General features: G+C 28.8%; 30 protein-coding genes. 26 read left to right on the top strand and 4 right to left on the bottom strand.

Annotation, left to right across the window (positions count from 1 at the left end; genetic code table 11):
* Positions 1-2 precede the first annotated feature (2 nt).
* The 8 genes from ACOTVC_RS02060 to purU all read left to right on the top strand — a co-directional run bounded on the left by ACOTVC_RS02060 (position 3) and on the right by purU (position 5,244).
* Positions 3-929, top strand: coding sequence for a WD40 repeat domain-containing protein (locus ACOTVC_RS02060; RefSeq protein ID WP_087689861.1), 927 nt, complete (start codon positions 3-5; stop codon positions 927-929).
* On the top strand, positions 916-1,251 hold the full coding sequence (locus ACOTVC_RS02055; RefSeq protein WP_087689859.1) for a chaperone NapD: 336 nt from the start codon (positions 916-918) through the stop codon (positions 1,249-1,251). The genes ACOTVC_RS02060 and ACOTVC_RS02055 overlap by 14 nt, the downstream gene beginning before the upstream one ends.
* Positions 1,252-1,253: 2 nt before the next feature.
* The gene (locus ACOTVC_RS02050) at positions 1,254-1,421 is read left to right on the top strand and encodes a hypothetical protein (RefSeq protein ID WP_087685005.1); all 168 of its coding nucleotides are present in this window, start codon (positions 1,254-1,256) and stop codon (positions 1,419-1,421) included.
* A gap of 2 nt (positions 1,422-1,423) precedes the next feature.
* A complete protein-coding gene (locus ACOTVC_RS02045; protein WP_421627586.1) occupies positions 1,424-2,596 on the top strand; it encodes an MFS transporter in 1,173 nt (390 codons plus the stop codon).
* 63 nt (positions 2,597-2,659) lie between these two features.
* Entirely contained in the window at positions 2,660-2,908 is a 249-nt protein-coding gene (locus ACOTVC_RS02040; RefSeq protein WP_087691144.1) for a hypothetical protein, read from the top strand.
* Positions 2,905-3,342: an effector protein CiaD gene (gene ciaD, locus ACOTVC_RS02035; protein ID WP_421627585.1), complete on the top strand. Its 438-nt coding sequence runs from the start codon at positions 2,905-2,907 to the stop codon at positions 3,340-3,342. The genes ACOTVC_RS02040 and ciaD overlap by 4 nt, the downstream gene beginning before the upstream one ends.
* A complete protein-coding gene (locus ACOTVC_RS02030; RefSeq protein WP_421627583.1) occupies positions 3,311-4,414 on the top strand; it encodes a CCA tRNA nucleotidyltransferase in 1,104 nt (367 codons plus the stop codon). The genes ciaD and ACOTVC_RS02030 overlap by 32 nt, the downstream gene beginning before the upstream one ends.
* A gap of 2 nt (positions 4,415-4,416) precedes the next feature.
* Complete coding sequence (gene purU / locus ACOTVC_RS02025; RefSeq protein ID WP_421627581.1) at positions 4,417-5,244, top strand: formyltetrahydrofolate deformylase; 828 nt, start codon at positions 4,417-4,419, stop codon at positions 5,242-5,244.
* A gap of 29 nt (positions 5,245-5,273) precedes the next feature.
* On the opposite strand, the gene glnA is transcribed toward purU, so the two are convergent.
* Complete coding sequence (glnA, locus tag ACOTVC_RS02020) at positions 5,274-6,704, bottom strand: type I glutamate--ammonia ligase (protein ID WP_214116416.1); 1,431 nt, start codon at positions 6,702-6,704, stop codon at positions 5,274-5,276.
* A 198-nt stretch (positions 6,705-6,902) separates the two neighbouring features.
* Between glnA and ACOTVC_RS02015 the strand changes: the two genes are divergently transcribed.
* The 18 genes from ACOTVC_RS02015 (at position 6,903) to ACOTVC_RS01930 (ending at position 19,680) form a co-directional block, all read left to right on the top strand.
* Entirely contained in the window at positions 6,903-7,610 is a 708-nt protein-coding gene (locus ACOTVC_RS02015; protein ID WP_039641775.1) for a hypothetical protein, read from the top strand.
* On the top strand, positions 7,607-8,863 hold the full coding sequence (locus tag ACOTVC_RS02010; protein WP_087690713.1) for a peptidase U32 family protein: 1,257 nt from the start codon (positions 7,607-7,609) through the stop codon (positions 8,861-8,863). Before ACOTVC_RS02015 ends, ACOTVC_RS02010 begins: the two co-directional genes overlap by 4 nt.
* Positions 8,860-9,354 (top strand): 5-(carboxyamino)imidazole ribonucleotide mutase, encoded by a 495-nt coding sequence (gene purE, locus ACOTVC_RS02005; protein WP_039641771.1) that lies wholly within the window; start codon positions 8,860-8,862, stop codon positions 9,352-9,354. Before ACOTVC_RS02010 ends, purE begins: the two co-directional genes overlap by 4 nt.
* A gap of 9 nt (positions 9,355-9,363) precedes the next feature.
* Entirely contained in the window at positions 9,364-9,870 is a 507-nt protein-coding gene (locus ACOTVC_RS02000; protein WP_039618600.1) for a DUF3972 domain-containing protein, read from the top strand.
* Positions 9,867-10,739, top strand: coding sequence for a glycine--tRNA ligase subunit alpha (glyQ, locus tag ACOTVC_RS01995; RefSeq protein ID WP_087690711.1), 873 nt, complete (start codon positions 9,867-9,869; stop codon positions 10,737-10,739). Before ACOTVC_RS02000 ends, glyQ begins: the two co-directional genes overlap by 4 nt.
* Entirely contained in the window at positions 10,717-11,442 is a 726-nt protein-coding gene (locus ACOTVC_RS01990) for a Nif3-like dinuclear metal center hexameric protein (protein WP_214099102.1), read from the top strand. The genes glyQ and ACOTVC_RS01990 overlap by 23 nt, the downstream gene beginning before the upstream one ends.
* A gap of 11 nt (positions 11,443-11,453) precedes the next feature.
* On the top strand, positions 11,454-12,173 hold the full coding sequence (locus ACOTVC_RS01985; RefSeq protein WP_039628482.1) for a zinc ribbon domain protein: 720 nt from the start codon (positions 11,454-11,456) through the stop codon (positions 12,171-12,173).
* A complete protein-coding gene (gene waaA / locus ACOTVC_RS01980) occupies positions 12,170-13,354 on the top strand; it encodes a lipid IV(A) 3-deoxy-D-manno-octulosonic acid transferase (protein WP_421627577.1) in 1,185 nt (394 codons plus the stop codon). The genes ACOTVC_RS01985 and waaA overlap by 4 nt, the downstream gene beginning before the upstream one ends.
* Positions 13,335-14,087 (top strand): pseudouridine synthase family protein, encoded by a 753-nt coding sequence (locus ACOTVC_RS01975; RefSeq protein ID WP_214116414.1) that lies wholly within the window; start codon positions 13,335-13,337, stop codon positions 14,085-14,087. Before waaA ends, ACOTVC_RS01975 begins: the two co-directional genes overlap by 20 nt.
* Before the next feature lie 64 nt (positions 14,088-14,151).
* On the top strand, positions 14,152-15,489 hold the full coding sequence (gene ffh, locus ACOTVC_RS01970; protein WP_214116413.1) for a signal recognition particle protein: 1,338 nt from the start codon (positions 14,152-14,154) through the stop codon (positions 15,487-15,489).
* Between the two features lie 71 nt (positions 15,490-15,560).
* A complete protein-coding gene (gene rpsP / locus ACOTVC_RS01965) occupies positions 15,561-15,788 on the top strand; it encodes a 30S ribosomal protein S16 (RefSeq protein WP_012661702.1) in 228 nt (75 codons plus the stop codon).
* Positions 15,789-15,790: 2 nt separating this feature from the next.
* Complete coding sequence (locus ACOTVC_RS01960) at positions 15,791-16,036, top strand: KH domain-containing protein (protein ID WP_012661701.1); 246 nt, start codon at positions 15,791-15,793, stop codon at positions 16,034-16,036.
* Complete coding sequence (gene rimM, locus ACOTVC_RS01955) at positions 16,026-16,550, top strand: ribosome maturation factor RimM (RefSeq protein ID WP_421627574.1); 525 nt, start codon at positions 16,026-16,028, stop codon at positions 16,548-16,550. Before ACOTVC_RS01960 ends, rimM begins: the two co-directional genes overlap by 11 nt.
* Positions 16,547-17,251, top strand: a complete 705-nt coding sequence (trmD, locus tag ACOTVC_RS01950) for a tRNA (guanosine(37)-N1)-methyltransferase TrmD (protein WP_087685007.1) — start codon at positions 16,547-16,549, stop codon at positions 17,249-17,251. The genes rimM and trmD overlap by 4 nt, the downstream gene beginning before the upstream one ends.
* Before the next feature lie 11 nt (positions 17,252-17,262).
* Positions 17,263-17,619, top strand: a complete 357-nt coding sequence (gene rplS / locus ACOTVC_RS01945) for a 50S ribosomal protein L19 (RefSeq protein ID WP_012661698.1) — start codon at positions 17,263-17,265, stop codon at positions 17,617-17,619.
* Between the two features lie 134 nt (positions 17,620-17,753).
* On the top strand, positions 17,754-17,921 hold the full coding sequence (locus ACOTVC_RS01940; RefSeq protein ID WP_214116411.1) for a hypothetical protein: 168 nt from the start codon (positions 17,754-17,756) through the stop codon (positions 17,919-17,921).
* 95 nt (positions 17,922-18,016) lie between these two features.
* Entirely contained in the window at positions 18,017-19,357 is a 1,341-nt protein-coding gene (locus ACOTVC_RS01935) for a class II 3-deoxy-7-phosphoheptulonate synthase (protein ID WP_421627571.1), read from the top strand.
* Positions 19,354-19,680: a Spx/MgsR family RNA polymerase-binding regulatory protein gene (locus ACOTVC_RS01930; protein ID WP_192865900.1), complete on the top strand. Its 327-nt coding sequence runs from the start codon at positions 19,354-19,356 to the stop codon at positions 19,678-19,680. The genes ACOTVC_RS01935 and ACOTVC_RS01930 overlap by 4 nt, the downstream gene beginning before the upstream one ends.
* Positions 19,681-19,732: 52 nt before the next feature.
* On the opposite strand, the gene ACOTVC_RS01925 is transcribed toward ACOTVC_RS01930, so the two are convergent.
* The 3 genes from ACOTVC_RS01925 to ACOTVC_RS01915 form a co-directional block, all read right to left on the bottom strand.
* The gene (locus tag ACOTVC_RS01925; RefSeq protein WP_421627569.1) at positions 19,733-21,961 is read right to left on the bottom strand and encodes an autotransporter outer membrane beta-barrel domain-containing protein; all 2,229 of its coding nucleotides are present in this window, start codon (positions 21,959-21,961) and stop codon (positions 19,733-19,735) included.
* A 94-nt stretch (positions 21,962-22,055) separates the two neighbouring features.
* A complete protein-coding gene (locus tag ACOTVC_RS01920) occupies positions 22,056-22,622 on the bottom strand; it encodes an anthranilate synthase component II (protein ID WP_214097537.1) in 567 nt (188 codons plus the stop codon).
* Positions 22,619-24,367: a bifunctional anthranilate synthase component I family protein/class IV aminotransferase gene (locus ACOTVC_RS01915; RefSeq protein WP_214114792.1), complete on the bottom strand. Its 1,749-nt coding sequence runs from the start codon at positions 24,365-24,367 to the stop codon at positions 22,619-22,621. The genes ACOTVC_RS01920 and ACOTVC_RS01915 overlap by 4 nt, the downstream gene beginning before the upstream one ends.
* Positions 24,368-24,370: the final 3 nt, after the last annotated feature.

Here is a 24,370-nt window from a genome sequence, read left to right as displayed (position 1 = left end):
TTATGAAAAAAATATTTTTAATCTTACTAATGAGTATTTATGTATTTAGTTATGAGCTTAAACTTGATTCAAATTTAAACGCTTTAAAACTTACTGACAATAGTTTGCTTATAGGACTTGATAATGGAGAAATAAATCAATATTTCATTAAAGATAAAAAAATGCAAAAAATTACTCAACTTGATAAGATTAAAAATTTTTACGAAGAAAATCTTAGCCCTAAAATTTATAGTATTGATTACTTAAATGGGGCTATTTTGATTTTAAGTGAAGGTGATTTTGGAAGCAAAAAATTACATGTTTACAAAAATAAACAACTTTTAAGCCATGATTTAACTAATGATGGAGTGAAAAAGGCTTTGTTTTTAGATGATAATACTATTTTATTAGCCTTGTTAGGTTCTAATATAGAGCTTTTTGATCTAAAAACAAAAAGCGTTGTAAAAAAATTTACTTTTTCTAGTTCAAGCTTAAGTGATGTGGTTTTAAATGAAACAAAAACTCAATTAGTGGCAGGTTTTGAAAGTGGCGAAATAATACTTTTTGATGTGAAGAAATGGCAAAAAATAAAAAGTTATAAGAATATTCATAAGGATAATATCTATCAACTTGATTTTAAAAACACAATTATTGCAAGCTGTAGCACTGATAGAAAATTAAGTATAGTGCAAAAAGACCAAGAAAAAAATATAGAAAGAGATTTTTTGATTTATACTTGTGCTTTAAATAAAGATGGCTCAATAGCAGTTTTTGGAGATAATGAAAAAAATATCATAGAACTTATAGATACTAAAAATTTAAAAACGATAAAAAAATTCCAAAATAAAGATTTTTTGCTAGAATATCTTATATTTTTAAACGAGCATGAGTTTATTAGCGCAGGTTATGAAAACAAAATTATATTTTGGAGTATAGATGAATCTTTCTAGTGTGTTGATTTTAACTAAAGAAGAAAAATTAGAAAAACTTAAAAAGCAAATTCAACAAACACCTTGTTGTAGTGTGGAATTAGCTCAGGATGAAAAAATTATAGTGGTAATAGAAAGTGAAAATTTAGATAACGAGTTAAAAGCATATAAACAATTAGAACAGCTTGATGGGGTAGTGAGTATTAATATGGTTTTTTCTTATCAGGATTTAGATGAAGAAAGAGAAAAAATTTTAAAAGCAAATTTTGAGGCAAATGCTTTTGATGAGAATTTAAAAAAAGATAATATAGAATATTATGGTAATGTCTTTAGGAAGTATTGATTATGATTTTTTTAATACCTTTGATAGCGATCATATCTTCTATTTTTATTATTGATCATTTTTATTTTTCCAAAGAAAACGAAATAATAAAAGGGCAAAAACAAATAGAACAAAAAGATACTAAGCAAGATAAACAAAAATATCTTGAAAATATATTAAATCAAAAATAATCATGCACGCACAAATTTCATATAAAAAATTCTTTTGGATTAATATTTTAGTTGTAATCACTCTTGCTTTAAATTTAAGAGCACCTATAACTTCCATAGGTCCTATGATAGAATACATTCAAGAACACTATAAGATAAATTCAGCTCTAGCAGGTATGCTAACAACCTTACCTTTAATAGCTTTTGGTCTTATATCATTTTTTGTAGCGTATTTTTCACAAATTAAAGCTTTGTTTTTCGCCTTAATTTTGATTGTTTTTGGAGAGTTTATTAGAAGTTATTGGGGTAATATAGGTTTATTTTCTGGGGTTTTTTTAATTGGAGCAGGCATTGCAATAGCTAATGTTTTATTACCTTCTTTTGTAAAAGAAAAATTTGCAAAAAATGCTTATAAAATAATGGGTTTATACGGATCAATTATAGGTTTATCCTCAATTGCTGGAGTAGCTTTATCACTTCCCTTGCTTAAAATTTTTGAAGTACCTCAGGCTATGTTTTTCTGGGTTGTTTTAGCTTTGATTGCTTTGATTTTTTATTTTCCGCATTTAAAAAATAAAAGATTGTTGCGTCCTAAAAAGAAAAGTATCAATAAAATAAATCTTTTTTTAAATTTAACAGCTTGGAAAGTTACTATTGTAATGGGGCTACAAAGTTTCTTATCTTATAGTCTTTTTGCTTGGCTTAGTGTGATGATAAGTGAAAAAGGTTTTGGAATTGATTTTGGTTCTAATGTTTTATTACTTTCTCAAATCATAGGCATGCCTGTGGCGTTTTTATTGCCTGTTGTTTTAAGTAAACTTAGAACTCATGCTAAGAGTTTTGTTATTGTGCTGTTAGGATTTTTATATGTTTTAAGTTTTATTTTGGTATTTTTTTGTGATGTAAAGTTAGTGTTGTTGTTAGCAGCTATTTTTTTAGGTTTTGCATCTAGTGGGGTTTTTACAATTTCATTATTGTTTATTGCTATAAAAAGTTCAAATTCTTTTATAGCAGCTAAACTTTCTGCTATGTCGCAAGGCATAGGGTATTTAATAGCAGCTCAAGCACCTTGGATTATAGGTATGCTTCATGATAGCTTTGGAAATTTTACTTTAGGTTTTGTTATGCTTATTATAGTAGCTATAATACTTAATATTTTTGTATTTTTAGCATATAAAGCTCCTGTGATTAAGTAAAAATTAAAATAAATTAAAGTCTTTTTTGTTAGAATTTTGACATTTTATTTTTTTTGTGAGTTGATAATGCGATATACAGTAACAGAAGCTTCTATTTATGAAGCACAAGGTTTAAAAGATGAAGCTTTGGAGATTTATAAAAATATATTAAAACAAGATCCGCAAAATAAAAATGCCATTGATGCTATAAGGCGTTTAAGTGGCTTGCGCTCTAATCATGAAGATTTAAATTATGATATGCTTGATTTTTTTGTCAATATGAAAAGTGAAGAAGAAATTAATGAATTTAAAAGGTGGTTGATAAAACTATGAATATAGAAGATTTAGCAAAAATGGCCATAAGTGAAGTTAATTCAGAATTAGATAACAAAAAAAGCAAAAATGATGAATTTGCTCCTATGATAGAAGAAATTACTCAAGAAAAAAGTGTTAATACTCAAGAGAAAAAAATCAAAGAAGAAATTAGTAAGGTTACGCAAGAGCTAATCCAGGAATTAGATGATTTAGAAGTAAAAGTAAAAGATGATAAACAAAATGTCGCTATTAAGGTTGAAGCTTTAGAGGAAAAAGAAGAAAGTATTATAAACAATGAAGAATTTTTCTTAAAAAATCTTAGAGAGCGTATTTTGGTTTTATTTGAAGGATTAAAAAATACTAAAGATGAGCATATAGAAAAAAGATTAGATATGACCATTACTTTTTTAGAGTTTTTGCTTGCAAAGATTGAAGATAGACTTAAAAAATGACCAAGATTTTTTAAGTATTAAAAATATACTTAAGCCTTACACACGAAGAGCTTATTTAGTAGGTGGTTGTGTAAGGAATTCTTTTTTAGATTTATCTAGCGATGATTATGATATAGAAATTTATGATATTGAACCTAAGCTTTTTGATGAGCTTATGCAAAAACTTGGTGCAAATGGAGTAGGAAAAAGTTTTTTTGTATATAAGTATAAAAAATTTGACCTAGCTTTGGCACGTTATGAAAATAAAATTTCTACAGGTCATAGAGGTTTTGAGGTAAAAGTTTGTAATGATGAGCAAGAAGGAGCTAAAAGAAGGGATTTTACCATTAATGCATTGATGGTAAATATTTTTGATTTTAAGTTTTTAGATTTTTTTAATGGTTTGCAAGATTTACAAGAAAAGACTATAAGACATATTAATGATAAAAGTTTTATTGAAGATAGTTTAAGAGTGCTTCGTGGAATTTCTTTTGCATGCAGGTTTGATTTAACAATTGCAAAAGAAAGTTTAAAATTAATGCAAACTATGGATATAAGTGATTTATCTAAAGAACGTATTAATAATGAACTTTATAAAATTTTTAAAACTTCAAGATTAAATAAAGCTTATGAGTATTTTAAAATTTTAAATTTAGAAGAAAAAATCTTTTTTTATCAAAGCTGTAATAAAGAATTTGAAAGACTTTTAGAGCAAAGTCAAAAATTAATTTACAGTGAGGCTTTGTTTTTGTATTTGTATTTGAATTTTTTTCATATAAATAAAGAAATTTTTTTTAAAAAAACAAAATTAAAAAAAGAACTATTAAAAAAATGCGAACAAGAGTTTATTTTGGGTAAAATTGATGATTTTAATTTAGCCAAAATTGCTTTAAAAATTCCACTTTGTAAATGGCTTGGGCTTTGGGATAATGAGCGCATAACACAAGCAAAGAAATTAAATTTATATCATCATACTTTTGAAAGTAAAATAAATGCAAATGATTTACTAAAGGAAGGATTTAGTGGAAAAGAACTTGGGATTGAGCTTGAAAAAAGAAGATTACAAGAATTAAAAAACTATATAAAGGAGTAAAAATGAATGAATATATTTTAAAAATTTCAAGTAGTGATGAAAAAGGATTGATTTATAGAATTTCAGATGTTATTTTTAAATATAGAATCAATATTATAAAAAATGATGAATTTGTTGGAGAAAATCGTTTTTTCTTTAGGGCGCATTTAGAAGGTGAGCTTGATATAAAAGCTTTTAAAGGAACGCTTGAAGCCATGCTTCCTGATAATGCACAAATTGAAATTACACCAAGGAGAAAAAAAGATATTATTGTTTTAGCTACTAAAGAAACTCATTGTTTGGGCGAATTACTTATCCGCCAATTTAGTGGGGAATTTAACGCAAATATTAAAGCAGTTATTGCAAATTATGAGATATTAAAACCTTTAGTGGATAAATTTAACATACCTTTTCATACTATTTTAGCACAGGATTTAAGCAGACAAGAGCATGAAGAAAAATTACTAGAGTGTTTAAAACAATATGAATTTGATTATATTGTTTTAGCAAAATATATGAGAATATTATCTCCATCTTTTGTGGAGCATTTTGAAGGAAAAATTATTAATATCCACCATTCTTTTTTACCTGCATTTATAGGGGCTAATCCTTATAAGCAAGCTTATGAAAGAGGAGTGAAGATTATAGGTGCAACAGCGCATTTTGTAAATAATAACTTAGATGAGGGACCAATTATCACCCAAGATGTTATACCGGTTACTCATGAATATTCTTGGCAGGCTATGCAACAAGCAGGACGTAATGTGGAAAAAAATGTTTTTTCTAAGGCTTTGGATTTAGTGTTTGATGATAAGATTTTTATACACGAAAATAAAACAATAGTGTTTTAAATTTTTGATGCCAAAAAAGGCATCAAAAATTAGCAAGAATAACAAGTTTTAAACTCATATGCAGTTGGTCTAGCTTCTACAGGCCATACCTGTGTTTCAAATTTCATATGTTGATAATCATCAATAAACACATCACTCATAACAGGCTTTAAGAAAGCATTTTTTCTAATGAGTGCTTCTAAAGATCCTCTTAAAGTATGAGGTAATTGTTCTATACCTTTTTCTCTAATTTCATCTAGAGTTAGTGCAAATAAATTTTCATCCATAGGGCCAACCGGCATGGTTTTATTTTTAATGCCATCAAGTCCTGCCATAAGCAAGCTTGTAAAAGCTAGGTAAGGATTAGAAGTGCTATCAGGAAATCTTATTTCTACTCTTGCGCTTTTTTCATTAATACCATAAGGCACGCGACAACTTGCAGAGCGATTTTGACAAGAATAAGTTAATATACAAGGTGCTTCAAAACCTGGAACTATTCTTTTATAAGAGTTTGAACTAGGATTAGTAAATGCCGCAACACTTCTTGCATTAGCTAAAATTCCACCGATGTAATTAATCGCACATTCGCTTAATTTTCCATAGCCTTCTTTATCATAGAATAAATTTACTCCATCTTTCCAAAGACTCATATGCACATGCATACCGCTTCCATTGTCTCCATAGAGTGGTTTTGGCATGAAAGTTGCTGTTTTTCCATTTAAATGTGCTACCATTTTTACTACATATTTGTAAATTTGCACATTATCAGCAGCTTCAACTAAATTTCCAAATTCTACACCAATTTCAGCTTGTCCTTGTGCTACTTCATGGTGATGTACGAAAGTTTTTAAACCCACTCTTTCTAAAACTTGCACCATTTCAGCTCTAATATCCACGCTAGAATCAATAGGACTTACAGGAAAATATCCGCCTTTGTTTCTTGGGCGATGTCCGCTATTATAACTATCTGTGAAGTCTTTATTATCATTCCATTCACCTTCTTCAGTATCTACTTCATATTTTGCACAATGAGAAGAATCAACTATTTTTACATTATCAAAAATAAAAAATTCATTTTCAGGACCAAAATAAGCTATGTCAGCGATATTGCTTGCACTTAAGTGTTGCATTGCTTTTTTGGCAATACTTCTTGGGCATTTTTCATACATTTGATCTTTGTAAATATCATATACATCACAAATTACTATGATAGTAGGATCTGCTGTAAAAGGATCTAAAAACGCACTTTCTATATCAGGTTTTAAAATCATATCCGATTTTTCTATAGGTTGCCAACCGTGCAAAGAACTTGCATCAAACGGAATTCCATTTTCGAAAGTTTTATCATCAACTGCTTTTATATTGTAAGTAATATGGTGCCAAGTACCTATCATATCGGTAAATCTAAAATCAACAAACATTACTTCATGCCCTTGACAATAACTAAAAAATTCATCAATATTATTTACAAACTTACCCATTTTCTCTCCTTTTTAAATTAGTTTTTTATTTTTAAGATTGTAGTATATTTTTTTTAAATTAAGTTTAAATTAATATTTTTTTTATAGTCAAATGTAAAAAATATAAATTTATATAATTAATTAATAAAATTAATATTGGTTTATATTTTTTTGTAATATAATCTCGCATTAGTTTTTATTATTAAAAAAGGTGTGACAATGACTCAAGAAGAATTAGATGCTTTAATGAATAGCACTGAAGACTTAGATCTTGACTCTGCGGAGGATGTGGAAGCAAAACCTGAGACAGATTATGAAGATGAAGCAAAAAACCAGCAAATTGTAGAAGAAATGATTAATGGTGATTATAAAGCAAGGGCAGATATGGCTTGGCCACCACCACCACCTAGTAAAGAACATAAAGTTGTGCATCAACTTGATGATGTTACAAGAGATAGTGAAATCAAAGCTACTGAAATGATGGAAAAATTAGAAGCTATTAATGATTTTTTTGCAAATTCAGAAAATGAGCTTTGTGTAATTAGTGATGCTTTAAATAAAAATATAGAAATTTTTGAAAAACTAAATGCGAAATTTCCTAATGTTGCAAGTTTTAAAGAAGCTATAGAAACTAATAACAATGCTAAAAATATTATAGATGAGATTACAGGTTGTTTACAAACTGGACAAGATGAGGTTATGATGGCAATGGATGCTATGCAATATCAAGATATTCATCGTCAAAAAATCGAGCGTGTTATTAATGTTATGAGAGCTTTAAGTAGATATATGAGTAGTCTGTTTGAAGGTAAAATTGATGATGAAAAACGTGTTGGCTCAGCTGTGCATATTCAAGGGGATTCCACTACAGATGTTGTAAGTAATGATGATATTGAGGCATTAATCGCAAGTTTAGGAAAAAAATGATTATTCCTGAAATAGTAGCTCCTGCGGGAAATTTTACAAAATTAAAAATAGCATTAGCTTATGGGGCTGATGCTGTTTATGCAGGAGTGAGTAATTTTTCATTAAGAGCAAGAACTGCTAGAGATTTTAATTATGAAACTTTTAAAGAAGCTATTGATTATACTCATGCAAGAGGAAAAAAAATTTATGTAACTATTAATGGTTTTCATTTTAGTTCGCAAATTGAGGGTTTAAAAAGACATATTTTAAAATTAAAAGAAATGAAACCCGATGCTTTTATAGTAGCTTCTGTGGGTGCTATGCGTTTAGTTAAAGAACTTGCACCTGAAATTAATCTTCATGTATCCACCCAAGCTAATATTTTAAACTATTTAGACGCTCAAGTTTATAAAGATATGGGCGCAAAGCGTGTTGTTATAGCAAGGGAACTTGGCTTAAAAGATGCAAAAGATTTAAAAAATAATTGCGATATCGAGCTTGAAAGTTTTGTCCATGGTTCTATGTGCTTTGCATATTCTGGTAGATGTTTAATAAGTTCAGTGCAAAGTGGACGCATGAGTAATCGTGGCTCTTGTGCAAATGATTGTAGGTTTAACTATGAGCTTTATGCGAAAAATCCAGAAACAAATACGCTTTTTAGATTAGAAGAAGATGAAAATGGCACACATGTATTTAATTCTAAAGATTTAAATCTAAGTTCATATGTTCAAAAAATTATGCAAGAAAATTGTACTCATGCCTTTAAAATAGAAGGCAGAACAAAAAGTGAGTATTATGTAGCTTTGACCACAAGAACTTATAAAATGGCAGTGCAAGATGTATTGCAAAATACTTTTGATGCTATTAAATACGAAAAAGAAATCCATACTTTAAAACACAGAGGTTTTACAGATGGATATTTAGTTTCAAGAGCTTATGAAAAAACAGATTCTATTAACCATAACACAAGTATAGAAGAAGGAACTCATCAAGTGCATGCTATTAGTGAAGATGGTGAGTTTTTTAAATGTAAAGGCAAAATAGAATTAAACAAAGAATATGAAATTTTAGCCCCGGTTAATTCTAATATAGAATTAGGAGAAAATAAATTAGGCTTAATTTATGAAAATGATGGTAAAAAATTTATAGTTTTTAAACAATTATTAGCCAAAAATAATAAAGAATTTAGTGAAATTCATAGTGGTAATGAAAACGAAATTGCTTTACCATTTAAGCTTCCAGAATTTAGCTTTTTAAGAAGGAGTGTTGAATGAAATTTGTTTCTATATTGATGGGAAGCAAGAGTGATTATGATATAGTGAAAGAAGCTTTGGGAATTTTGGAAAAATTTGATGTTAAATATGAAATCTTAATCACTTCAGCTCATAGAAGTCCTCAAAGAACCCAAGAATACATTAAAAACGCAGAAGACAAAGGTGCTAAAGTATTTATCGCCGCAGCGGGCATGGCGGCACATTTAGCAGGAGCTGTTGCAGCACACACAACAAAACCTGTTTTAGGTATACCTATGCCAGGAAGTAATTTAGCAAGCATGGATTCTTTATTTTCAACTGTCCAAATGCCAAGTGGAATTCCTGTGGCAACTGTAGCTATAGGTAAAGCAGGAGCTATTAATGCAGCTTATTTAGCTGTACAAATTTTAGCAATAGAAGATGAATCTTTAGTGCAAAAATTACTAGAAGATAGACAAAAACAACAAGAAAAATTAATCCAAGATTCTAATACAATTGAAGTTTTTCTTTAAGGAGCATATATGCAAACTTACTTGGAATTAAAAGAATTTTGTCAATTAGTGCATTTATCTGAAGATGTTGTAAAAGGAATGATGGCAAATGGTGCTTTAAATTTCAAAGAAGAAGAGGGTAAAATTTATATAGAAGCCAACCAAGGAACTTTTAGTGTGGTACCTATGAGCTCAAAACAACCTGCTATGGTAAACTCTATGACTTTAGCAGGAGAAAGTTTTGTAGAAAAAACCATAGGAACTATTTTAAATTTACATGAAAAAGTTCTTGATGCTAAGGATGAGACCTTAGAAGCTTTAAAAGGTGAGAATAAATTTTTAAAAGATGCTCTTTATTCTATGCAAGAACTTTATGATGAGGATAGAAAAACTATAGAAAATCTTAACGAGCAACTTAAATATGCGCGCAATGAAGTAGAATTTCTAAAAAGAAAATATAAAATGATGTGGAATAAAACAGTAGAATTATATGCAAATTCGCCTGAAAAGCCAGAAGAAATAAAGGAAGAAAAATGACCTTTTCTCAAATGATATTAAATTTGCAAGAATTTTGGCAAAAGCAAGGTTGTGCTATTATGCAACCTTATGATTTTCCAGCAGGTGCAGGGACTTTTCATCCGGCAACTTTTTTAAGAAGTTTAGGAAAAAAACCATGGGCAACTGCTTATGTAGCACCAAGTAGAAGACCAACTGATGGAAGATATGGAGAAAATCCTAATAGACTAGGTGCTTATTATCAATTTCAAGTTTTGATTAAACCAAGTCCTGATAATATTCAAGAATTATACTTAAAAAGTTTAGAAAATTTAGGTTTTGATTTAAAATCGCATGATATTCGTTTTGTTGAAGATAATTGGGAAAGTCCAAGTTTAGGCGCTTGGGGTTTAGGTTGGGAAGTTTGGCTTGATGGTATGGAAGTGACACAATTTACTTATTTTCAACAAGTTGGTGGTATAAGCGTAGATTTAGTAAGTGCTGAAATTACTTATGGTTTAGAAAGACTTGCAATGTATTTACAAGATGTAGATAATGTGTATGATATAGTTTGGAATGAATTTAACGGTGAAAAAATTACTTATAAAGATGTCCATAAGCAAGGTGAGTTTGAATTTAGTAAATATAATTTTGAAGTAAGTGATGTTAAAACTTTAAATGTGCTATTTGAAAATGCTTATAATGAGTGTAAAAATGCATTAGAAGCAAAGCTTGCTTTACCCGCATATGATTATTGTATGTTAGCAGCACATACTTTCAACTTGCTTGATGCAAGAGGAGCTATTTCAGTAACTCAAAGACAAGACTTTATGCTTAAAATTAGAGAATTATCTAAAAATTGTGCCTCGGTGTATAAAGAAAGTTTAGATGAAAATCAAAGAAATTTATGATTATTTGGATACTATTAGCCCATTTAACACGCAAAGTTCATGGGATAATAGTGGCTTATTACTTGGAACTTTAGATCAAGAAGTAAGTCAAATTTATCTTGCTCTTGATGTGGATATGTATTTAATTGAAAATGCACGTGAAAATTCACTTTTTATAGTTCATCATCCTTTGATTTTTAAAGGTTTAAAAAACTTAAGCGGGGTGTTTTATCCGCAAAATATTCTTACTAAAATGATACAAAAAAACATAGCCTTAATCGCTATGCATACGAATTTTGACTTAAGTCATTTAAATGCTTATTTCGCTCGTGAAATTTTAGGTTTTAAGATTAAAGAACAAAATGAGTTTTTAATTTATTGTGATGTTGATTTTAAATTTAGTGATTTAATTAATCATGTAAAAAAAAGTTTAAAGCTTGATTGTATAAGAGTTGTAAATGCAGGTAATGAGAAAATTAAAACTTTAGCAATATGCACAGGCAGTGGTGGAGATTTAATTTCTAGTGTTAAGGCAGATTGCTTTTTAAGTGGAGATTTTAAATATCATCAAGCTTTGGAAAGTTATCATAATAAACTTAGTTTGATTGATATAGGACACTATGAAAGCGAATCTTGTTTTGGTAAAATTTTAGCAAAAGATTTGCAAAAATTTCATTTAGAAGTTATAATATCAGTTTCAAAAAATCCATTTCAATATTTTTAAGGAAAATTTCAATGAGTAAATATTTAGAACAACTTATAGCTTTATCGCAAATTGATAAAGAACTTGATGGTTTTGCAAATAAAGTAGAAGATGCTACAAAAGATTTAAAAGAAAAACGCAATTTGCTTGATAAAACAGAAGAGGAAATTGCAGGTTTTGAGAAAGATATTAAAGATATAGAAAATCAAAAAATTCAAAACAACAATCATATTGCAGAATTTGGTGTAAAAATAAAAGAAATAGCAAAAAAAAGTGCAGCAGTAAAAACTGAAAAAGAAGCAAATGCTTTAAAAATTGAAGAGGATATAGCTAAAGAACAACTTGATGCAGCAAATGAAGAAATTGAAAGATTGGATAAAATTTTAGAAAATAAAGAAAAGTTTATACAAGAATTACAAGCAAAAAGAAGCGAACTTGAAAATGAAGTGGATCAAATCGATGCTCAAACTAAAACTGTTTTGGTAGATATCGAAAAAGAAAGATTACAAATTTATGATAAAAAGGTAAAACTAGTAGGTGAAATAAACCAAAAAGTTTTAACTTTTTATGAAAAAATTAGAAAATGGGCGGGAAATACTGCAGTAGTTCCTGTAAAAAAACATGCTTGTTATGGTTGTTTTATGAGAATTTATGATAAAACTTATTTAGCAGTTTTAAAAGGCGATGAAATCGTAACTTGTCCACATTGTGGAAGAATTTTATACAAAGAAAAAGAAGAAAATCAAAATTGATTTTTTTTTATTATATTTTTGCTGTGATTATATATATAATTGCAGCTCCTTTTTTATTGATTTTAAGTTTTTGCAAGGAAAAGTATAAAATATCATTAAAATCAAGGTTTTTTCTTTACAAAAATTTAAGACAAAAACAAGGTGATGTGTATTTTCATGCTTGTTCCTTTGGTGAGATTAAAAGCCTTATTCCTTTAATAAAACTTTTTCCAACTTGTAAAATTTCAACCATCACGCAAACTGGATTTAATGAAGCTTTAAGATATTCTAAAAATGTAAATTTTTTACCATTTGAAATTTTTGTGCCTTTTTGGATGAGACCTTGCAAAGTTTTGATTATTTTTGAAGCAGAGCTTTGGCTTATGCTTGTGTTTATGGCTAAATTTTATAATGCAAAAGTGATTTTATTAAATGCTAGAATTAGTGATAGATCTTTAAAAAACTATAGGCGCTTTAGTTTTTTTTATCGTTTGATTTTTAAATATATTGATGTTGTATTTGCACAAAGTCAAAAAGACAAGGAAAGATTAGAGTATTTGGGTGCTAAAAATATTATAGCATATAAAAATATCAAAGCTAATATAAAACAAGAGCAAGTGAAAAACTATTCCAAACCTAAAGCTAGGATTATTATATTTGCTAGTACACATGAAAATGAAGAGCGATTATTGCTTGATGAAATTAATTTAGAAGAAAATGATAAATTGATTATTGCTCCAAGACATCCAGAGCGCTTTGGTGAGGTTGAGAAAAATTTAAAAGATTTTTGTCAAAAAAACCACTATAATATGCAAAAATTTTCAGACTTTACTTTAAGTGAAAATGATTTTGCAAATTTTTTTAATACCAAATGTTTATTACTAGATACTTTAGGTGAGCTAGAAAGTTTTTATAAGATTAGTGATGTGGTTTTTTTATGTGGCTCTTTTGTAGATAATATAGGTGGGCATAATCCCATAGAAGCAGCTAGATGGAATAATGTTATTATCTCAGGGAAATATTTTTTTAATCAAGAAAGTTTATATCAAGAAGTTGATGATTTGTATATTTGTGAGAGTGTAAAAGATATAAATAATTTTTTAAAGCAAAAATTATCACAAGCACAACTTAAAGAACAAAGTGATTTAAGTGAAGTTATATTAAGTATAAAAGAAGGTTTAGATGCAAGAAAAAGCTTATAAATTGCTTGCAGTGCAAGAAAAAATTTCTAATAACGCAGCAAAAGATTTGATTGACAAAGGCTGTGTTTTTGCTATGGGCAAAAAGGTTGTTATAGCTAGAGCTTTGATGAGTTCTAAAACAAGATTTGTTGTGCAAAAAATAAAAAAAGCAAAAATACTTTTTGAAGATGATAAAATCATAGCTTTAAATAAGCCTTATGGAGAGATTAGTGAGAATTTAGAAAGTGTTTATAATGCTAAATTAATTAACAGGCTTGATAAAGAAACAAGCGGGGTTTTGCTTTTAAGCAAAGATGAGGAATTTAGACTAAAATGTATTCAAGAATATAAAAAGCAAAATGTTTATAAAAGTTATTTGGCTATTGTTGATGGGGTGATTGCTGAAGAGCTTGAAATTTATGAAAAAATAACTACTATAAAAAATAAATCTGGAGCCTTTAGTAAAATCGATAAATTTGGCTTAGAAGCTCATACCCAAGTTATACCTTTAATGGTAAATGCTAAAAAAACCTTAATAAAAGCGATCATTAAAACAGGTAGAACACATCAAATCAGAGTGCATTTAAACCACATAAAACATGGTATTATAGGTGATGAAAAATATGCAAAAATCAATTCATCAAGAATGTATTTGCACTCTTATGAAACGCATATTTTTGATTATCAATTTAAAGCTTTGCTTGATGAGAGCTTTAATGCATATGGTTTTGAAATAAAAAATTTAAATTTTTAAAGGCGTTTAAAGCTAAAAGGGTTTATAATTTAGCTTTTTAAAATTTTAATAAAGGGAAAATAAAGTGTTTGAAATAGTTAGTGAGTCGTTTAAATCCGCAGTTAATAAACTTCGTTTTGTTGATGATGAAAAAGCTTTAAAAAACGCTCTTGACACTTTAAAAAAAGCCCTTTTAAAAGCAGATGTACATCATAAAGTTGCTAAAGAATTACTTATTTTAGTAGAAAATGATGTAAAAACTAATGGTATAGGTCAAAAACAATTTTTAGATTCAATTAAGAAAAATTTAGAAGAAATTCTTAGTGTTAAAGGTAAAAATCAAGGTTTTGTATTTGCTAGTAAGCCACCTACGGTTGTTTTGATGTGTGGTTTACAAGGTGGTGGTAAAACTACTACCACGGTAAAAATTGCTAATTACTTAAAGCTAAGAAATAAAAAAGTATTAATTGCTGCATGTGACTTGCAAAGATTAGCTGCGGTAGAGCAGTTAAGACAACTCACTCAAGCTAATGAGCTTGATTTGTTTTTTATAGAAAATGAAAGCAATCCTTTAAATGTAGCTAAACAAGCTTTAGAAAAAGCAAAAAATTCTATGTATGATGTTTTGCTTGTAGATACTGCTGGTCGTTTAGCGATCGATACAGCTTTGATGAATGAGCTTAAAGAAGTAAAAGCTATTTTAAATCCTGATGAAGTGTTTTATGTAGCTGATGCTATGAGTGGTCAAGATGGTGTTAAAACAGCAAGTAGCTTTAATGAAGCTTTAGAAATTACAGGGGTTATTTTAAGTAAATTTGATGCAGATACCAAAGGTGGTGTTGCACTAGGTATAGCAAAACAAATTGGTGTGCCTTTAAGATTTATTGGTGTTGGCGAGAAAGTAGCTGATTTAGAAGTGTTTATCCCTGATAGAATTGTTAATCGTATCATGGGCGAGGGTGATTTAGCGACTTTGGCTGAAAAAACTGCCGCTATTATTGATGAAAAAGAAGCAAAAAAACTTAATAAGAAAATTAAAAAAGGTGAATTTAATTTTAATGATTTTTTAAATCAAATGGAAAGTGTTAAAAAACTTGGTAGTATGAAATCAATCATTGGTATGATACCTGGTTTATCATCTATGGCAGCAAATATTAAAGATATTGATTTGGATAATTCTAAAGAAATTATTCATATTAAGGCAATGATTTCATCAATGACACCAAAAGAAAGAGAAAATCCTGATTTGTTAAACAACGCAAGAAAGCGTCGTATTGCAGAGGGTGCTGGTTTGTCTCAAATGGAAGTAAATCGCTTTTTAAAACAATTTAGCAATGCAGCTAAGTTGGCAAAGAAATTTTCAAACAAAAAAGGAATGGAAAACTTTATGAATATGTTGCAGCAAGCTAAAAGACCACAATAATTAAAGCTTTTTTATGGATATATGAGTTAAAATATCTATAACAAAATTTTAATTTTTTTAGGAGTATTAAAATGACAGTAATCAGACTTACAAAAATGGGACGTAAAAAAAGACCATTTTATCGTATAGTTGTAACTGATAGTAGAAAAAGACGTGATGGTAGCTGGATAGAAAGCATTGGATATTATAATCCTATGGTTGAGCCTGAAGTGGTAAAATTTGATGCTGAACGTTTAGCTTATTGGAAAAGTGTAGGTGCTAAATTAAGCGATAGAGTAGCAGCTATTACAAGCAAATAAAAATGGTTGAAAATTTTTTAAGAGAATATGCAAAATTAATTGTTGATTTTCCTGAAAAAGTTGATATACAAAGACAAAATTTAGAAAACAATTTTGCTGAAATTATCATTTATGTCGATCCATCTGATACTGGTAAGTTGATCGGAAAAAATGGAAAATTAATCAACGCAATAAAAACAGTCATTATGGCTTATAAAGTTAAAGATGCAACTTCATATCGTATAACGGTAAAAGCCATTGAAGAATGATTTAGTCCAAGTTGCCAAACTTGGGAAAAGTGTTGGTTTAAAAGGTTATGTAAAATTACATAATCTTAGTGATTTTTATGAGCAGTTTAAAATAGGTGCTAAATTTTTTGATATTAATCAAAAAATTTACACCATAAAAGCTTTTGATAAAACTAGATCTTTGGTTTTATTTGAAGGCTTTGAGAGTGTCGAGACTGCTAAAACCTTAACTAATATTACTCTTTTTCAAACTATTGAAGCCACAAAAGAAACTTGTAAATTAAAAAAAGATGAGTATTTTTATTTTGACATAATTGGATGTGATGTTATTGAAAATGAGCAAAAACTAGGTGTAGTTGAAGACATTTTAGAAAATGGAGCAGGATTTTTATTTTGTATAAAATGCGATGAAAAACTACAAACAAAGGTTAAAAACTTTTATATTCCCTATGTTGATAAATATATTCGAAAAGTTGATGTAGAAAATAAAAAGATATTCACACAATCTGCTTTAGATATTTTAGAAAATTCATGAAATATACTTTTGTAAGTTTATTCCCAGAGCTTATTGAACCTTATTTTCAAACTTCTATTTTAGCAAGGGCAAAAGAAAAAGGGATATTAGAATTTGCTTTTGTTAATCCTAGAAATTTTACCACAAACAAGCACTTTAAAGTAGATGATTATAAAATAGGAGGAGGCGCAGGACTTTTGCTACAAGCTCAGCCTTTGTATGATTGTTTAAAGTATATTAAAAAGCAAGATAAAAATGTTCATTTTGTTTTTCTTTTACCCTGTGCTAAGACTTTTAAGCAAGCTGATGCTAAAAGATTAAGCAAGAAAGATCATATTTGTTTTGTAAGTAGTAGATATGAGGGTTTGGATGAGCGCATTGTGGAAGAATTTGCTAATGAGGTGTTTTCTATAGGGGATTTTATACTTACAGGTGGAGAGTTAGCATCTTTGGTGTTGTGTGATGCTATTAGCAGAAATATTCAAGATGTTCTTGGAAATAGTGAAAGTTTAAGTGAGGAAAGTTTTGAGAATGACTTATTAGAAGCCCCATCCTTTTCTAAGCCATTTGTTTTTGAAAAGGAAAATAAAAAATTTTATGTGCCTTCAGAGTTTTTAAAGGGAAATCACGCTAAAATTACAGCTTTAAAAACTACTTTGGCGTCTTGCAAAACGAAATATTTTCGTCCTGATTTGTATCAAAAGCATGAACGCAAATTTTAAGGAATATCGTTATGAAAAATAAATACATTGAGCAATTTGAACAAAAACAAATTGAAGGTAAAAATGTTCCAGAATTTCGTGCTGGAGATACTTTAAGACTTGCTATTCGCATTAAAGAAGGCGATAAAACAAGAATTCAAAACTTTGAAGGTATTTGTATAGCACGTAGAGGAAATGGTGTAGATGAAACTTTCATCGTACGTAAAATCGGCGCTAATAATGTAGGCGTTGAAAGAATTTTCCCTATTTATAGTGAAAGTTTAGAAAGTATTACAGTATTAAGAAGAGGTCGTGTACGCCGTGCTAGATTATTCTATCTAAGAGATAGAAGAGGTAAGGCTGCTCGTATTAAAGAACTTAAAAAATAAAAGTGAAATTTAGAACTTAAATATATGAAGTAATTTCTTGGGAGCAAGAAATTCAAAATGGCATAAATATATCTAAGAAAATAGAAAGTGCTTATGCTAAAGAAATCTGCATAACTATGTCAAAAGATAGCTTTATGAAAGATCATAAAGCACCTTTTGATATTACCATACAAGTATTAAAAGGCTCCATTGATTTTGGAGTTTTAAACCAAAAAATTGTACTTAAAGCACTAGATAGTATAAGTTTAAAAGCTCATGAAATCCATAATCTTTTAGCGCTAGAAGATTCTATAGTTATATAAGCAAGATAGTCTTGAACGCGTTGAAAGTGTTTTAAAATCTTAATTTAAGCCTCATTTTGTATAATTTTAGCTTACTAAAATGAGGAAGTTAAGCTATGAAATGGACTAAAGATTCTTGGAAAAATTATAAAATTCAGCAACAACCACAATATCCCGATGAAAATGAATTACAAGATGTTGTTAAAAAATTAGAAAAATTACCACCGCTTGTTTTTGCAGGCGAGGTGGATAAATTAAAAAAATCCCTTGCTAAGGTTGTAAATTCTCAAGCATTTTTACTCCAAGGAGGAGATTGTGCGGAGAGTTTTGTAAATTTTGGCGCTGATAATATAAGAGATATGTTCAAAGTTATGCTTCAAATGGCTATAGTACTTACTTTTGCAGGATCTTGTCCTATCGTTAAAGTAGGGCGCGTTGCAGGGCAATTTGCAAAGCCAAGAAGTAGTGATTTTGAAGAAGTAGATGGGGTAAAGCTTCCAAGTTATCGTGGGGATATTATCAATGGTTTTGAATTTAATGAAAAATCAAGAATAGCTGATCCTAAAAGAATGTTAGAAGCATATTATCAAAGTGCTACAACTTTAAATTTATTAAGAGCTTTTTCAAGAGGTGGTTTAGCGGATTTAAGAGTAGTGCATAAGTGGAATTTGGGTTTTTTAAAAAAAGCAGAGCTTGGGAGAAAATATGATGAACTTAGTGAAAAAATCACTCAAGCCTTAGCCTTTATGCAAGCTTGCGGCATCACCGATACTCCAAATCTTTCCCAAACAGCCTTTTATACTTCTCATGAAGCTTTGCTTTTGCCTTATGAAGAAGCTTTAACTAGGGTAGATAGCTTAAGCGGAGAAATTTATGATTGTTCGGCACATATGCTTTGGATAGGTGAACGCACTAGAAAAGCAGATGAGGCACATGTTCATTTTCTCAGTGGTGTAAAAAATCCTTTAGGTGTAAAACTTAGTGCCAATTATGACTTAGATGAGATAAAAAAACTGGTAAATATTTTAAACCCAAATAATGAAGCAGGAAGATTAAATTTTATCATTCGTATGGGATGTGATAAGATAGAAAATGCCTTGCCAAAATTATTTAAAGAGTTAAAACAAGAAGGGTTTAATATACTTTATAGTATAGATCCTATGCATGCAAATACGGTTAAATCAGGCAATTTTAAAACAAGAGAATTTGATAAAATCATTCAAGAGGTGCGTGCATTTTTTGAGATAGCTATGAGCGAGGGAGTTTATCCTGGTGGAGTACATTTAGAAATGACAGGACAAAATGTAACTGAGTGCATAGGAGGATCTTTAAAGGTTACTCAAGAAGAGCTTTCAAAGCGTTATGAAACACAATGTGATCCAAGATTAAATGCTGATCAAGCTTTGGAGTTGGCATTTATTATAGCAGATTTAGTTAAAAAGGCAAGAAAATGTTGAAATTTTATGGTATTAAAAATTGTAATAGTGTTAAAAAAGCTATAGATTATTTGAATTCTAAGCAAATTGAATTTGAGTTTTTAGATATTAAAAAATTAGATGAACAAACTTTAGATTTTTGGCTTAGTAAAAGAAGTGTTTTAGAGCTTGTAAATACAGCGGGTATGAGCGCTAGAAAATTAGGGTTAAATAAAGAAAAACTCCAAAATTTAAACCAAGATGAGACTAAAGCGATGATTTTGCAAAATCCAACGCTTATAAAACGCCCGTTGATTGTAAAAAATGATGAAGTTTTTATAGCTAAAGAGTATGAGAGTTTTTAAAATGCTAGAGTGAAAAACTCTAGCATTTAGGAGTTTCTCAAAAAAATATTTTTTAGAATTTGTATTTAAAACCTACTTGACCACTTACATAAGTTTCATTTTTACCATCTGTTTTACCAGCTAGTATTTGTTTAGCTCCAACACCTGCATTTAGGCTAAATTGCTCGTTAATATCTACATTTCCGCCTATGATGATTTGTCCATAAGTTTTTTTCTTATTATCACTTTTTACACTAGGTAATGCTACACCGTTTAAACTTGCTACAAAATCATCTCCATTATTCATTACATATTGTTCTATTTTTGGAGTGATAAATAAGTATGATGTTTCGCTCATATATTTTCTAAATTCAGCGCCAAGTTCTAATGAGATAGAATTGTTGCTAGCGCTATTGACATCTTTTCCTGCAATTCCGTTTTCTTTATAGCTTGGAGTATGTGCATAGTAGTAGTTTGCTCCAGCGAAAGGTTTGATAAATAAGGTATTATTACTAAAATCAAAAATATATCCCATATTAGCACTCAAACCAAGGAATTTTCTATTAAAGTCAGCACTATTTGTAGTGTTAAATCCTCTATTTACAATATCTTGATCTGTTGGAGAAATTTGAGTATAAGCCTTAACATTAACTTCTACTTTTGGACTTATATGGATATTAGAATAAGCACCAAATTGGAAATTATCTGATTTTTGGGTTAAAAGATTATCTTTTATTTCAGCGTTTGCATAAGTAAAATAAGCACCAATAATAACATCATCGTTAATTTTTCTATCCATACCTATAGTGGCTCCATATAAAGCACCACTATCTCCATCTATGATGTTTGCACCGCCTATTACATTACCCCAAATGCTGTTATTATAATTATCAACATAATTTCCTCTATAATCATTAGTAGCAAATCTTATTTGAGATAATTTTGTAGCATAATTTCCATAAGGATTATTTAACATAGCTACACGAGAACCTATAGATACATCGTTTGATACATTTATTGTTGAGTTTATACCTGATGAGGCTTGATTTACATTTGAGATAGATTTAGCTGAATCTTTTATATCATTTGCAACTTGTTCTCCGGCTTTATCAAATTTAATACTACCTATTGCATTAAAATCTTTACCGAGTGCAAGTCCATCTAAAATTTTAGAAACAAAATCTTTGTTAGAAGCTGAAACACTAGAATCGTTTTTAATGTAATCATCATTGGAGATTTCTCCACTTCCAGCATTGCTAATCATATCTTGAATTTGTTTTATTTGCTCATCAATTTTTGCAATGACTTCATCTATTTTTTCTATATTAACACCTTCTTCATCTTTAGCATCTTCTAAATCAGTTTTAATTAATTCTAGATATTTTTTATCACTTTCTAAAACCATCTTATTGTTATTTACATTTTCATTTGCACCACCGCTAATTAAAAGCTTATTATCTTTTGTAGAAAGTTTATAATCAACAAAATCTTTTACATCTATAGCTCTTGCAATTTCATAATCAAGTCCTAAATCTTTGCTACTCATACCTACAATGCTTTCAAAATTTTTACTTATGTTTGCACTAGCTTTGTTTGAGCTTGTTATGTCTTCATTAAATCCTCCGCTTGCACTCATGAAAATATAATTATTTAAAGCTAAATCACCAAAGCTTGTTGTTCCTATAGAAAAGTTTGAATTTGTGATATTTGCTTTACCATTTACTTGTATGTGATTTTGACTTTTATTGTCACCTATGGTAAATAGAGTAGATTGATCTGCTGTAAAATTTCCATTTACTTCAAGGGAGCCTTGTAGGCCATGTCCATCAGTGATTAAAATAGCTGAAGATTTTGTATCATCTAAAACACCTTCTGTAGGATTAGATGAACCTTTTATGCTAAAATCTCCATTTACGATAGATTTTCCATCTAAGCTTTGAAATATCACATCTATTGCCTCAGTTTTTTTAGAATTAATGGTATAGTTTGTTACATAACTAGCACCTTCAGAAGCATTTTTAAAAGTAAGATTATTAGAATTTAAGTTAATATTTACTCTTGAAAAATCTTTAAATTCATCGTTAGTTATAGCATTAGCTAGATCTGTCATTGTGAGATTTATAGTTAAGTCTTGATTAATATGTTCTTGTTTTAGATTGAAATTTTGACCATCGCTAGTTTCAAAATAATTTTTCATAGTGTCATCTGTTATGGTAATTTCTTGTGCTAAGATAGCACTGCTTAACAAAGCACTAATACTAATTCCCATTAAGACTTTACTTGTGTGATAAGAAAGTTTCATTTGATTGCTCCTTGTAAATTTAAATTGAAAAAAGCATTATACCCCCCCCCATAAATTTAAGTTTAAAGTAAATGAAAAAAATATAAATATTAGCTTATTGTAAAGTAAGAAAATTTTTAAGTAGCTTTTTGCCATTTTGACTTAGTATGGCTTCAGGGTGGAATTGAACTCCATAAATGTCGTATTTTTTATGCTTTAAAGCCATGGTAATATTATCTTCACTGTGGGCTAAAATTTCACATTTTTTACCTATATGGCTAACATAAAGAGAATGATATAAGCAGATTTTAAAATTTTGCTCAAGATTTTTAAAAAGTGGATTTGGTTTAAAATTTATAGTTTTTACCTTACCATGAGTTGGGTTTGGAAGTTTAGAAATTTTACCACCAAAAACATGTGCTATACATTGGTGTCCTAAACAAATTCCAAGTATTTTTTTATCTTTTTTAAAATATTTTATAGCTTTTAAGCTTAACTTTGATTCTTTTGGAGAATTTGGTCCAGGGGAGATTAAAAGATGGGTAAAATCGTATTTTTTAAGTTTTTTTGGGTTTTTAAATTTATCGTTTTTGATGATTTTATAAGCAATATTTAATTCTTTTAAATAAAAGGCTATGGTGTAGGTAAAAGAATCATAATTATCTATAATCAAAACTCTCATAAAAACACCCTTTTTAAGCCTCTTAAAGAATTAATAGCATAAATTTCTTTAGCATTTAAAAGCTCATCTTTAGTGATATCTTTTTCTTTGATGAGCTTGTGTTTTAAGAGTGCTTGTCTATAAATACCATTGAGGCAGTTTTTAGCATAAGGAGTATAATACTCATCATTTAAATTTATGATAATATTAGTTCTTGAACCCTCACAAAGTATGCCTTTTTCATCAAAAAAAACTATATCATAACAAATGTTTTCTTTCCATAGATGAGAATTTGCTTCATATAAACTACGCAGAGAAGTTTTATGGTGCGTTAAAAGATTTACTTTTACAATGTCTTTACTTATGAGTAGTTTTTTACTTGAATTTTCTTGTATATTGCTAAAATCAAACTCATAAAGACCATTTTTGAAAAGTTTTAGTTTAATAGCTTTTGAACCTTTTTGAGTAAAATTACTTTTTGTAAAAAAATGATGATGATTAAAAACAAAATTATTAAAATTTTGTAAAGATTTAAAATGGAATTTTTTATCTTTACTCTCTAGTATATTTTTAAAATCATGTATTAATCTTTGAGTATCAAAGCCAAAAAATTTAGCTGAGCTTAAAATTCTTTGTAAATGTTCTTTGAAAAATAAAATAGAATGATTTTTATAATACATTGTTTCAAATAAATAAAAGTTAGGTTTTAAAATTTTGCTTTTTAGTTTTAATTCTTCAAATTCATCTTGCTTTTGTGAGTCCCATACAAGCCCGCTTCCTACACCATATCTTAAAACATTATCATCACTTTTTTTCTCTAAAGTGCGTATGGCTACGCTAAATTTTGCTTTGTTTTTATGGATTAAACCTATCGCTCCACAATAAATCCCGCGTTTTCTTTGCTCTAAATTTTCTATGAGTTTAATAGTTTCTATTTTGGGTGCACCTGTGATGGATCCACATGGAAAAAGGGCTTTGAAAATTTTAAAATAATCATTTTTTTGCTTTAATTTTCCGCTTATTTTTGAAATGAGTTGGTGTAAGGTAGGATAGGTTTTAACCTTAAAAAGTTCGCATTTTAAAGAATGTTTTTTGATGAGTTTTGAAATATCATTGCGTAATAAATCAACTATCATTACATTTTCGCTAATGGTTTTTTCATCGCATTTTAAAAAGTTTTTTAGATTTTCATCTTCTTTTGGATCATTTGAGCGTTTGATTGTACCTTTCATGGGTTTTGTGATGATTTTTTTATTTTTGATTTTAAAAAAAAGCTCAGGTGAAAATGAAGCTAGTTCTAAAAATTCATTTTTCATATAAGCTTTATAAGGGGTATTTTGCTTAGGATAAAGGCTTAAAAAACTCTCATACACATTAAGATTTGATTGTAAATGTAGTTCTTGAGTAAGATTAACTTGATAACTTTGACCTTTAGCTATAGCATCTTTAACTTTGTCAAAGTTTTCAAAATACTTTTCTTGGTTTAAATTGGATGAAAAGCTTGGATAAAAGTCTAAATTTTTTTCTTCATTTGTAAAAAATTTTCTTGTTTTAAAAGCAAAAAAATACAAAAAAGGTTCTTTGCTTTTATAATTTTTATCTTCTAAATATTTATAAAATTCATATTGAATATAACCTAAAAAATAATATTGATTTTTATACTTTTCTATGGTTTTAAAAGCTTTTTTGCTTTCTTTTTGGGTATAGGCCTTAAGAGCGAAAGCAAGATCATCGTAAAGATATTTTCCAAATATAGCAAATGCCATTTA

The organism is Campylobacter sp. GB48 (assembly GCF_049221845.1).
GTDB classification, from domain to species: domain Bacteria; phylum Campylobacterota; class Campylobacteria; order Campylobacterales; family Campylobacteraceae; genus Campylobacter_D; species Campylobacter_D lari_C.
The sequence above is the reverse complement of the archived record's forward strand: the minus strand, read 5'-3'. Positions and strand labels throughout refer to the sequence as shown.